The organism is Anabaena catenula FACHB-362, from assembly GCF_014698735.1.
Classification (GTDB): Bacteria; Cyanobacteriota; Cyanobacteriia; order Cyanobacteriales; family Nostocaceae; genus Anabaena; species Anabaena variabilis_A.
Genome location: NZ_JACJTQ010000038.1, coordinates 44,221 through 55,288 on the forward strand (window position 1 = coordinate 44,221; position 11,068 = coordinate 55,288).

The 11,068-nt window shown below is 38.3% G+C and carries 10 protein-coding genes, 1 tRNA gene and 1 pseudogene; 8 read left to right on the forward strand and 4 right to left on the reverse strand.

The annotated features are described in order from the left end of the window. The first annotated feature begins 3 nt into the window (after positions 1-3). From H6G68_RS20420 to H6G68_RS20430, 3 genes are all read left to right on the forward strand, one after another. Complete coding sequence (locus tag H6G68_RS20420; protein WP_127053483.1) at positions 4-201, forward strand: hypothetical protein; 198 nt, start codon at positions 4-6, stop codon at positions 199-201. A 323-nt stretch (positions 202-524) separates the two neighbouring features. Next, positions 525-665, forward strand: a complete 141-nt coding sequence (locus H6G68_RS20425) for a hypothetical protein (protein ID WP_190908282.1) — start codon at positions 525-527, stop codon at positions 663-665. A 145-nt stretch (positions 666-810) separates the two neighbouring features. Continuing rightward, positions 811-2,466, forward strand: coding sequence for a DUF1565 domain-containing protein (locus H6G68_RS20430; protein ID WP_190908283.1), 1,656 nt, complete (start codon positions 811-813; stop codon positions 2,464-2,466). 242 nt (positions 2,467-2,708) lie between these two features. Here H6G68_RS20430 and H6G68_RS20435 read toward each other — a convergent pair whose 3' ends face one another. Beyond that, on the reverse strand, positions 2,709-2,978 hold the full coding sequence (locus H6G68_RS20435; protein WP_190908284.1) for a DUF3493 domain-containing protein: 270 nt from the start codon (positions 2,976-2,978) through the stop codon (positions 2,709-2,711). Positions 2,979-3,011: 33 nt separating this feature from the next. Here H6G68_RS20435 and H6G68_RS20440 point away from each other — a divergent pair. The 5 genes and pseudogenes from H6G68_RS20440 to H6G68_RS20460 all read left to right on the forward strand — a co-directional run bounded on the left by H6G68_RS20440 (position 3,012) and on the right by H6G68_RS20460 (position 6,769). Continuing rightward, positions 3,012-3,083: transfer RNA gene (locus H6G68_RS20440), tRNA-Thr, on the forward strand. A gap of 221 nt (positions 3,084-3,304) precedes the next feature. Then, a pseudogene (locus H6G68_RS20445) lies at positions 3,305-3,499 on the forward strand (type I restriction-modification enzyme R subunit C-terminal domain-containing protein); the annotation flags it as partial. Between the two features lie 43 nt (positions 3,500-3,542). Continuing rightward, the gene (locus tag H6G68_RS20450; protein WP_190908285.1) at positions 3,543-4,730 is read left to right on the forward strand and encodes a hypothetical protein; all 1,188 of its coding nucleotides are present in this window, start codon (positions 3,543-3,545) and stop codon (positions 4,728-4,730) included. A 279-nt stretch (positions 4,731-5,009) separates the two neighbouring features. Then, positions 5,010-5,648 carry a Uma2 family endonuclease gene (locus H6G68_RS20455; RefSeq protein WP_190908286.1) on the forward strand — a complete coding sequence of 213 codons (639 nt, stop codon included), beginning with the start codon at positions 5,010-5,012 and terminating at the stop codon, positions 5,646-5,648. Positions 5,649-6,001: 353 nt separating this feature from the next. Further along, positions 6,002-6,769: a class II aldolase/adducin family protein gene (locus H6G68_RS20460; RefSeq protein WP_199332674.1), complete on the forward strand. Its 768-nt coding sequence runs from the start codon at positions 6,002-6,004 to the stop codon at positions 6,767-6,769. On the opposite strand, the gene H6G68_RS20465 is transcribed toward H6G68_RS20460, so the two are convergent. The 3 genes from H6G68_RS20465 to H6G68_RS20475 form a co-directional block, all read right to left on the reverse strand. Beyond that, positions 6,711-7,808 (reverse strand): SGNH/GDSL hydrolase family protein, encoded by a 1,098-nt coding sequence (locus H6G68_RS20465; protein WP_190908287.1) that lies wholly within the window; start codon positions 7,806-7,808, stop codon positions 6,711-6,713. The two genes, H6G68_RS20460 and H6G68_RS20465, sit on opposite strands and share 59 nt — an antisense overlap. 621 nt (positions 7,809-8,429) lie before the next feature. Continuing rightward, the gene (locus H6G68_RS20470; protein ID WP_190908288.1) at positions 8,430-9,776 is read right to left on the reverse strand and encodes an S-layer homology domain-containing protein; all 1,347 of its coding nucleotides are present in this window, start codon (positions 9,774-9,776) and stop codon (positions 8,430-8,432) included. Positions 9,777-9,841: 65 nt separating this feature from the next. After that, a complete protein-coding gene (locus H6G68_RS20475; RefSeq protein WP_190908289.1) occupies positions 9,842-10,699 on the reverse strand; it encodes an LPS biosynthesis glycosyltransferase in 858 nt (285 codons plus the stop codon). Positions 10,700-11,068 lie beyond the last annotated feature (369 nt).

Here is an 11,068-nt window from a genome sequence, read left to right on the forward strand (position 1 = left end):
ACTATGGCTCAAATTTCAGCTTCTAGCACCGGCCAATTTTCTCGTGATACTCAAATTTGGCACAACCTTAAATATGTAATCTCTGCTAGTTCTGGTTTCCAAAGCTGGCAACTAGAGTGTAACGCTCAATTACAGGGTCTGCGCCTAGAACAGCAAGTCCAAAAGTATTTACGAGAAACTTTAGAAACTTTAGCTTATTAAAAGCTCAGTCAATCATTGGAGACTTGTTAAAACCGCGTGGAGTGAATAAGAACCTATTTCTCAGCGCTTCACACGCAACATAGCATAATAAAATTTCACAATAACCAGAAAATTACCGTTTTTTCATCCAATACGGTTCAGATAAATCCCCAGTCTCAGGGCTGTGGCTAAAGTTAGGCCAGAAAACTCTTAACAGCGTTGAAAGTGTATCTGTTTCTGAGTTTCATAGCCAGTGTATAAAAATCAACTGTATCTGTAATTGCCATAAGGGACTTCCAAATAGAAAAATCCCCAATTTGTAGGGTGGGTGTAGCCCTGCGGGCATGGCTTCGCTAGAGCGAGGGCGTAACCCACCATTATCCCCTAAATTTATGGTGGGTTACGGACTACCGTCCTATAGCCTGCGTGGCGTAGCCATACCCACCCTACGATTTTTGGGTAATTTATTATTTGGTGTTCCCTAACTGAACCGTATTGTTTTTTAATAATAATTTTCGCTGATGAAGTGCTGATCATTCGGTATAGTTTGGCATGGGTTTCACAGCTATACATCTGTTCCCTTAAACTGTGTTAAAAGTACCGTAATTAAGCAAATTCAGAAAAATAAAAATGAAATATAGAGGTTTCCACATCTCTACTCTATCCTTGCCCACAAGTCTCACAGCTTTGCTAGTTCTTGCGGCTGGTTCTCTACTACTGCCTACTCAGGTTAATGCTGGTGCTACCCCAACCTTAACGGCGCAGGTTCCAGCAAATGCAACAGTGATTTATGTTAACCCCATAAATGGTGCAAATACTGCTGGTGCTGGGACTACGATAAATGCACCCTACAAAACCATCACCTTCGCCCTCTCTCAAGCTCAACCCGGTGCAATTATTCAACTGGCTCCGGGAAGTTACACCAAAGACTCTGGAGAAAACTTCCCTCTACTACTCAAACCAGGAGTAACACTCCAAGGGAATGAGTCTAATAAAGGTCAAGGAACATTGATTATAGGCGGTGGTTATTACACAAGCCGTACCTTTGCTAGACAAGATATTACAATTCTGGCTGATAATAACACTACTATTACGGGTGTCGTTGTTACAAACCCCAATCAAAGGGGTACTGCTGTGTGGGTAGAGTCAAGTAATCCCACTATCAAAAACAGTACTTTTGCTAACAGCGCAAGAGAGGGGATTTTTGTTACAGGTACAGGAAATCCCAAAATTGAAAATAACGTCTTTTTTAAAAATCAAGGCAATGGGATTTCAATCACTAAATCTGCCCAAGGATTAATTCGCAATAATTTATTTCAGGATACGGGTTTTGGTTTAGCTATTGGTGGTACTTCCACACCTCTAGTAACAGAAAATCAAATCGTCCAAAACAAAGACGGCATTTTTATCTCGGAATCTGCTCAACCCTCACTGCGTAAAAATGTAATTCAGAATAATACGCGAGATGGAATTGTCGCCACTGTCAATGCTCTCCCCAACCTCGGTACTAATGAGAATCCTGGTAATAATCTCATCCGTGATAACGTTCGTTATGACTTGAACAATTCCACCAAATCGCAAAGGATTCTTGCTGTTGGTAACGACATCAATGAAAAGAAAATTTTTGGTGCAGTAGATTTTGTGGCTGCAACTGTTGAACAACCACCAGGACAACCCACAGGACAACCCACAGGTCAACCTACTACTTTTAAGGATGTGCCTACAGGTTACTGGGCAAAAGCCTATATAGAAGCTTTGGCTTCCCAAAATATTATTGCAGGCTTCCCAGATGGTAGTTTTAAACCAAATGAGCCTGTAACTCGCGCCCAATTCGCTACCATTATCACTAAAGCTTTAATACCCATTGCTAAACGCCCTGCAATTAATTTCAAGGATGTAAAAAGCAATTTTTGGGCTTATGGGGCAATTCAATCAGCTTATGAAAGTCAATTTGTCTCTGGCTATCCCGATGGTAATTTTAGACCACAACAGGAAATTCCCAGAGTGCAGGCATTAGTTGCTCTAGCTAATGGTTTGAACTTCACTGCTAACAATAACACTGTACTCAGCTTTTACTCTGATGCTGCTCAAATCCCCAATTATGCCGCTGGACCAGTTGCTGCGGCTACTATACGGCAATTAGTGATTAACTATCCCACAGTTCAACAACTTGATCCTAATCGCCAAGCTACCAGAGCAGAAATTGCGGCCTTTGTTTACCAGGCACTCGTCAATGCTGGCAGGGCCCAACCAATTTCCTCACCCTATTTAGTCACTGCTCAGTAAACTCAGTTGGGAAACCAAAAGCGCCAGATTACAAACCAAATTTTAGTCTGGCGCTGAATATATTTTTATTTTTATAGCCGTGGACAGGGTGGTTAGGACATCAATTGATAATGAAACTCTCACTACAAGAGGGTTTTACTTCTGACTCCTGACTCCTGTACGGGCGTATTGCAATACGCCCCTACTGACTCCTGACTCCTGACTCCTGACTCCTGACTCCTGCTATATTTAATTTTTATCAGCTACAAAGGTGGTTGACGACGTTTGTCCCATTTCCAAAGAAATATCATCAGAGCGACTATTCCCACTTGCAGTGCGAAATTAGGTAAAGTACTGTCAATATTCCTACCCGCTAGTAGTTGAAAAAAGAATACAAATGCACCAATAAAACCAGAAGCGCCAACACCTATATAGATAAATTGCCGCAAACCACGATAAGGGGCTACCGATTCTGCTTTCAGGCGGGCATATTGTTCGGTATTAATACGATTTTTAGGATTTGGGTCTACCATAAGTAAATAATGCTATAATCTTAAACTGTGTACGCCGATGTGGCTCAGTGGTAGAGCAGCTGATTCGTAATCAGCAGGCCGTGGGTTCAAATCCCATCATCGGCTTTAATTAAGCAAAAAATTTAAGTTTTGTGTCGATTGTCAAGTTGTTTGACCGCGATATCATTTTATTTGCCCTTATTAAACGCTCTCCGGGAAGGGTGTTGAAACTGGTGCATTCCTTCTATTGTTTAAATATTCTTATTCTATTATCAAGGTTTGGTGTTTTGTCAATCAGGCTTTTCGAGATTGAGAGGCGTTTATCGCTAATTATTTTGCTTTCTCCTAGGGCAATTTTAGAAATACTTTTGGATAAGTATGCAGAGAACGGGGTTGAGGAGTTTAATATTCCGACGACTTTTAAGGCTAATCGAGAGTTTGATAATTATGGTAATGTGGTGAAAATTGCTGAACGATTTGGGGGTGTTCAGGAATTAAAGGAAGTTGTGAATCAATTGCAAAGTTTATTGTATTCAGCATAATTTATCAAAAAAATACATTAATTTTATCAATTAGGAGTTTATAGTGAATTATTCAGATAATGAAATGAAAATTCTTGTCTTAAAATCTTTTCAATCAAGGATAGCGTCATATTTACAAATAATTATCAATAAGAAGTATTACAGAGAAGAAAATAAAAAGAACTATTTAAAACGCTTATTGGGCAACATCAATACTATTTCGAGTCAAATCCACGATGATCTTCTTGAAATGCAGGATGATGATTCATTATTTCTTTCCATAATTACTTCAATAGATAGTTTATTAGAAAGTGTTACGAAATCCTCAGAATTAATTAAAAAAGATGTTACAGAACACGTAAAAGTAATTGTGCAAGAAGAATTTATAGAAGAAGGTGAATACAAACATTCTCAAAGGGAAATTTTTATACCTAAAACATATAATATGGAAAAATTATCTGGGCGAGAACGAAGAGAATTTATACAACAAAATAAGATGTATGGAGATTATCAAATTGAAATTTCTAATATATGGGAAGAACTTTCAAAAATGAGTAATTCGATTGATTCTGATGTTATCAGAACCATTGAAAATGGATTTATTGGTAAAAATATAAATAATGAAATTGAAATTGAAATTCCACCTATATGGATTTTACCAACTTCAACTTTTCCTATTGAATGCACTTTGCAAATTCTGAATGATGGATTGGAAGAAGGTCTAACAAAGGATGAAATTTTCTTGAATAAATTAATGGTATCATCCAGGATTGAAGAAACTTTAAATTCTTGGACAGAAAAAAACAATAGCTATGTAAAAAAAAGAATACACATATTAAACGAAGCCATTACAGCGCATTTAGAAAGAAAATATCATTTAAGTGTATCTACACTAATGCCACAAATTGAAGGATTATTAAAAGATGCCGTAAAAGAGGCTGAGATTAAAGAAGTTAATTTAGATTCCCTAAAGGAAGGATGTATTAAAAATGCAGCAGATAAATTAGCAATAAAATGGAAAGAACAGAATAAAATTATGGGAAATTTTGTAGATTTACTCAATAATGAAAATTTCCCAAAGGTAATTGCTTATTTATACAAACAAGAAATAGATGAAGAAAATCAACTTAATCGTCATGGAATATGCCACGGAATACAAACAAATTTTGGTACTGCTACAAGTTCCTTACGTTTAATTCTAATAATTGATAGAATTATCTTCTTTATGGCTGATGATAAAAATGATAAGTAATTATATCTAACAATAATGATAAAGCAATCTTAACCAGAAGGACAAAAAACTTACAACTAAGCCGATACAGGATGAAGATTTTGCTGAATGTGTAGCATGGTGGCGGAATTGAGAATAAAATCAAAATGCTTGTAAGTATAATTTTAGGAAATTTTATCATCAAACTAGTGCAGATACACAACCTTTTTGGGATGCTGGTAATAAAACTGATATATTAGAGAAAGATCGGTGGGTTACTGAGATTATGTCTGAGATTAAAGCAAGTTTGGAGCAGTGACCATGTTAGGTTTACTAGAAAAATTTAGTCGCTGGGAAGAATTCACGAGTCAATCAGCATTAGATAATGTTGATTCTGACCAAATTTTACTGATGAATGGTATTAACTGGAATATATATGAGACGCTGTTACAGCAATTTGAAAATACTTCTCATTATCGCTTTAAATATTTAGAAGGTACTTTAGAAATAATGTCTCCTAGTCGTCGCCATGAGTTTGATAAAAAGCTAATTGCTTTATTATTAGAAACCTATTTTATAGAAAAAGATATTGATTTTTATCCTTTAGGCTCAACTACTTTTAGAAGGGAAGCAGCCGCTAGAGGTATTGAACCAGATGAATGTTATTGTTTTGATTCTGAAAAATCTGTTCCTGATCTGGCTATTGAGGTAGTTGTCACCAGTGGAGGAATTGATGATTTATTAATTTATCAAGGTTTGGGTGTACCGGAAGTTTGGTTTTGGAAGAATCATCAATTTTCGTTATATTTTCTGCGGGGTGATAAGTATGAGAAAATATCAAAAAGTGAATTTTTACCCGATTTAGATTTAACTCTGTTGGCAAGTTTGCTTTTGTCTGGTGAAAAACCAAAAGATTTAATCTCAAAGTTCCGTAAAAGCATCTGTAAGGACAATTCATAAGTTGCCTCTACAAATATACAAACCATATGAATCAAGTTTATCCTTTATTGACATGAGAATAAATACTAGTTAAATCTGAAAAAATAGATAAATAGGGTTTGCTGAAAAAGTCTTTCCGTTAGGGGTTAGGAGTCAGGAGTCAGGAGTCAGGAGTCAGGAGGAAGAATTAGAAGCAGCTTTTGAATAGTTGCTTTGGCGGAAAAGTGATAAGTTTTTGATGGGTAAAATGTCTATTCCTTGCACCAACTTAACCTTTTTTACCCCTGAATCCCTTGATTTATCTAGGTTTTACATTTATTCAGCAAGCCCTAAATATTAACCCTACAGAAAAATATAAAAAAGTCACTGTCAAAATGCAAACTACAAAGCCCAACACACCTCAAATACCAACATTTACCACCGTTGAAGAAGAACGACTACACCGCCAACAACGCCTAGCAGCAGCATTCCGCCTATTTTCCCGATTTGGGTTTGATGAAGGTGTTGCAGGTCATATTACTGCACGTGACCCGGAGAACCCAGAACATTTTTGGGTCAATCCCTTCGGAATGCACTTTGGTTTAATTCAAGTCAGCGACCTAATCTTAGTTAACCATGAAGGTGAAGTAATTCACGGCAACCGTCCCGTCAATCGGGCAGCTTTTGCCATTCATTCTCAAGTTCATGCGGCTCGTCCCGACGTAGTAGCCGCAGCCCATGCCCATTCTATCTACGGCAAAAGCTGGTCTAGTCTTGGTCGTCTCCTTGACCCTATCACCCAAGATGCTTGTGCATTTTACCAAAACCATAGCCTGTTTGATGATTATACAGGCGTTGTCCTCGACCCAAAAGAAGGACGGCGTATTGCTCAAACCTTAGGTAATAATAAAGCCATTATTCTCAAAAACCACGGATTACTGACAGTAGGTCACTCCATTGATGAAGCTGCTTGGTGGTTCATCACAATGGAACGTTCTTGTCAAGCTCAATTATTAGCAGAATCCGCTGGGCAACCTAGCCCTATCAAACCAGAGTACGCTAGTTTGACTCAGAGCCAGGTAGGTTCTCATGAATTAGGTTGGTTTAGCTTTCAACCTTTGTATGAGATGATTGTCCGACAAGAACCCGATTTGCTGAATTAATCGCCTTTTTTTTGCGCTTCATAACTTCTGTCGCTCCCAAAGCCCCAAATGCCAACATTCCTAATGCTGCCGAAGGTTCAGGAACAGATTTATGTGAGATTGCGGAGAGTGCTGCATCTGCGATTAGATGATGGGCATTTGTTGTAGGATGTAAGCTGTCAAAAAATACAAAATCGTTTTGTTCATTAGTGTTACATACACTGATTATGTTAGTGAAATCACCAACAACACAAGAGTTAGTAACATTTGTAAAACCAAAATCTCCAGGATTATCTACAACTTGATTAACTAGTGAAAACACATCAACATCAATCAAATTAATGTCAGGTTTGTTGCTTTTAAATAAGCTCAGATTTTCTGCCAACTTATTGTTATGGCCAATTGTTAAAGCAGTCAAATTTTGGGATTGCTGATTAGCCAATGCCAACGGAGTTTTACCCAAATCCGGTAAGTTAAATACCATGATATTTTTAGCCCCAGCTGTAGCTAAAAAATCTATGGCTGTTGATAAATTTTGGACTGTTTTATTAGGATTAGGATCAGTCTCAAACACGTAATCATTGCCACCTCCCCAGATAGCATATAGCGCATTGGGGTCAAGCTTTTGATTCGTTGTTAAGAATGGTTGGGTAAACAAAGCAACTTGCTCTAATACTCCGGGTAACGGTACATTAGGAAAAACTGCGTTACCTAAACCAGAACTAGCACCACCGACAGCAAAGTTGATACTCTGGTTGAGAATAGTTGTATTGAAGGGTGGATTCCCTAAAGTTGTGAATGGAGTGGGTGTTAAATTTAGGCTATCTCCCAGGTAATCCACCCAAATTTTATTATTAGAAAAACGTCCATCAAAGTAAGGTGGATTTGGTGGTAAAACTGGTACTTGATTTCCTAAACTTTGAGTAAAATTAAAAGCGTTACCTGTATCAGAAAGACTATCGCCAAATACATAAAAATTGCTAAAATTTGCAGCAGAGGCTTTCAGCGGTAACATGAAAGAGAACAGAATAAACCCAGCCGCTATAACTTGTTTTTTCATGCTGATGGAATTCCTTGTATATTTTGTGAATCTCTCACATTCGTAAATCTGTAGGGATTAGTAAACCTACAGGTGATTCCCTGAGTTGTGAAAAAACTCTTTAGAAAGTCGGAAAATGATATTGCAATTTAAGTGTTGTTACGGTTTTTAGACTCAGTTGCTTTTACCAGTTTGCGCTTAGTCAAGACTGTTAATTTTACTTACGTAAGTATATTTATTTTCTATCGAAATCTTCCGGAAATTTCAGCCAAATTCCATGAAAATGCTGAAATTCACCTCAAATTTATAATTGAGGGTGTATTATAAAGGAATTATGAAGCATAAAGAGCAATAACTGCTAAGTAAAGTAACGTAAGTAATTAAAGGTTTTTAGTGAGGGTTTCAGCCTCACTACGAGGAAATTTGGAAATTTGTTACCTTACTTAACATAGTTTGATTTCTTTTCGCCTGACTTGAAAATAAGACCCCACCCCTAACCCCTCCCCGCTGTTTCGTGGAGGGGAATAAGAAGTTTTTTTTCATGTGTTCTGATGTACGCAGTTCATGATGGCTACTTACTTAGCGGAAAGTTTTGTGGCGGTGTATAAATCATCTTTGAAAAACTTAATTACAAATTACGAATTATTTTAATTTCAAGGCTTCAGTTGCTGACATTCCCTCACCTTGAGTCCCGAAATACCACAAAGCTGCACCAGCTTCAGCACGAGTTACGGGTTTCTTGGGTTGAAATAATGTTGTATAGCCAAATACTCGCCGAATATTAGCTTGTTCAGCATTTTGAAAATCAGCCAAAACGGCTCTTAACGCCTTGGGGTCAATTTTTTCTGTATCTTGAAAACCCCAACTTTGCTTGACTGCTTCTAAGTTAGCAGCAGGTAAAGATTGGCGAGTATCTAAAGGCACTTTCCACAGTAGTAACTGTTCCCTTGTTAAGGGTGCATCAGGACGAAATAAAATGGCTGTTGCATCTCCAGACAAAGGACTAGGAATTAATCCAGCTTCTGCTAAACCCTGAATTGCCGGAAAATCAGGATCTTTAGGTAAAGTATCTCTAAAAGCGGGTTGGTTGGTTTCTGATGCCAAACGAATTTGTTTAGCGGGATTATTGCTATACAGGGCATTATTGGCAGCAACTAGCCAACGAGCGTATTCTCTGCGGGTAATAATTTTATTGGGTTCCAACTGGTTGGTTGTAGCGGTGGAGTTGCTTTTAGAAGTCTGGGAATCTATTGACAATACACCTAATGTTGCTAAATCTTGAATGTGTTGTCGCCATTCTGGTGGTACTTTATTCAAGTCGGTAAATTCTTGAGGTTCAGAGGTATCAGGTTGGCTTGTCGGCTGCTTGACTACATTGACATTGGGTGTTGTCGGACCAATAAACTGAGGATCTTCTGGTTGGGGAACTGCGCTAGAATTTGTGTTTGGTTGAGTTTGTGTAGTAACTGTATTATTAACGTATTCAATTATTAATTCAGTTGCTGTTTGAGGTTGATTGGGTGCGGCGTTGGTAACTAATTTTGGTTGAATTGTCACCTTCAATAGTAAGTTATTACGTTGTACCTCAAAAGCACCATCGACATCATCTTTTGGCTGTTGTAAAATTTGCCAGCCATTGCCTTGAAACTGACTACGGTAAAAGCTGGCGATAACATTGCTGGGATCAGAACTTTGCCAGCGAGTTAATATTTTATTTTCTGAACTACTCCCAGGTTTTACTTCTTCAAGTTTGGCATTGGCATAGATGGGAATATCTTTGGGAAAGTTAGCAGGTAACTGAACTGTTGATGCTGTGGGAAATTCCTTAGTCTTCGCTTCGCCAAAAACAGTAGGATCAGTTTGCAGCCGAGGATCTGCCGCCAACGAATTCTCTAAATTTTTAGCGGCTGGGCTGTTAGCACAAGCTGTTAAGGAAGAGAGTACAATGGCTAAACTTAGAAAGACAACTGGACGTTTAGAAGGCAGCACAGGAAATCACAAATTGATTGTTAATTCCTACCCTAGCATTGTTGACTTATGATTAAAAAACTAAACTACAGATGTAAAGTGAAATGTCGGAAAATTGCAAACTTGAGTAGCCTGAGAGGATAGCTTGAAGTTTGTACCACCTTAAGGCGGAGAAAACGTCCAGTTAGCAGACGGGCAATTCCTTTGAGACGGGCTTGGAATCGCACCCACAGGAATGCTATTTTTTCGTTTTTTTTACCCACCGCATACAGAGGTATAAACGCAAGTTGATTGTAGAGAAGATCTGCACGATGAGTTTTACTGAGATTATTTTGGTAATGTTCTAGATTAGGTAAACCGCCGTGTTCTCCGTAGTTACGCCAAGGAATATAGTTTTTTAGTTTTCTGGCGCGCAAAAATGAATCGATACTGGAATCCCAAGTGGAGTAGTTAACGGCTCCTACTTTTTCTGTAATTTCATCTGATAGTTCTATCAGGTAACGTGCAGCCTGCGGAGTAACAATATAAGCAACTGCGGAGGTTGAAAAGCCTTCAGCATGACCATCAGGGGAAACATAATACACTTGAGGCGCACAAGTATATAGCCAACTAATGCCAACATCGGCTTGATTGAGGTTAAAAGGTAATGGACACCTGCCAAAACCGAGAACTGGGACGAAATCTGCTTCAATAATGATAGTGGGTTGAGTTTGTTGAGTAGCTATTTCCCAAGCCCGACGATGGTTCATGAGGCAGAGATAACTGCGAGAAAAACCTTGATATTCTGGTTTGTGTTCTTGTCTGAGGACTTCGCATTCTAATCCTTCTGTAGTTAATGCTGCTTCCAACTGCTGAGTAGATTCTTTGTAAGCAATGATAAATACTTTACTGATGCAGTCAACTAGAAAATTTTCATTTAGGGATTTGACTATATTCAGGATCATAGGAGCCTAAAATCTTGACACGGGGACACGGGGACACGGGGACGCGGAGATACGGAGAGATTTTAATAATGAGTGATTATTCCGGATGTGATATCACTCACGGGGTTTATACTAATTTTATGTCAGTTCGCGCTACATTAACTACATTAATCATCAGGATAGAATTCTAGGGCTACACAGACAAAACCTGTAGCGGCTTCCGATACAAAAAAGCTAACTAATGCTAACAAGAGCCAGCTTTTTCTTCCTGCTTCATCCTATTCGTGTCGGCACGATCTAGTCCACAGGCTAATACGGTCAACCTGACCGCTTCTTGACTCAAGTTACGAGCAGCATTTACATCTCTATCACAATCAAACCCACAGTAAT

What these genes read in the sequence shown, in the direction of transcription:
- H6G68_RS20420 (WP_127053483.1), top strand. Translation starts at nt 4, where the DNA reads ATGGCTCAAATTTCAGCTTCTAGCACCGGCCAATTTTCTCGTGATACT.
- H6G68_RS20425 (WP_190908282.1), top strand. Translation starts at nt 525, where the DNA reads ATGGCTTCGCTAGAGCGAGGGCGTAACCCACCATTATCCCCTAAATTT.
- H6G68_RS20430 (WP_190908283.1), top strand. Translation starts at nt 811, where the DNA reads ATGAAATATAGAGGTTTCCACATCTCTACTCTATCCTTGCCCACAAGT.
- H6G68_RS20435 (WP_190908284.1), bottom strand. Translation starts at nt 2,978, where the DNA reads ATGGTAGACCCAAATCCTAAAAATCGTATTAATACCGAACAATATGCC.
- H6G68_RS20455 (WP_190908286.1), top strand. Translation starts at nt 5,010, where the DNA reads ATGTTAGGTTTACTAGAAAAATTTAGTCGCTGGGAAGAATTCACGAGT.
- H6G68_RS20460 (WP_199332674.1), top strand. Translation starts at nt 6,002, where the DNA reads ATGCAAACTACAAAGCCCAACACACCTCAAATACCAACATTTACCACC.
- H6G68_RS20465 (WP_190908287.1), bottom strand. Translation starts at nt 7,808, where the DNA reads ATGAAAAAACAAGTTATAGCGGCTGGGTTTATTCTGTTCTCTTTCATG.
- H6G68_RS20475 (WP_190908289.1), bottom strand. Translation starts at nt 10,699, where the DNA reads ATGATCCTGAATATAGTCAAATCCCTAAATGAAAATTTTCTAGTTGAC.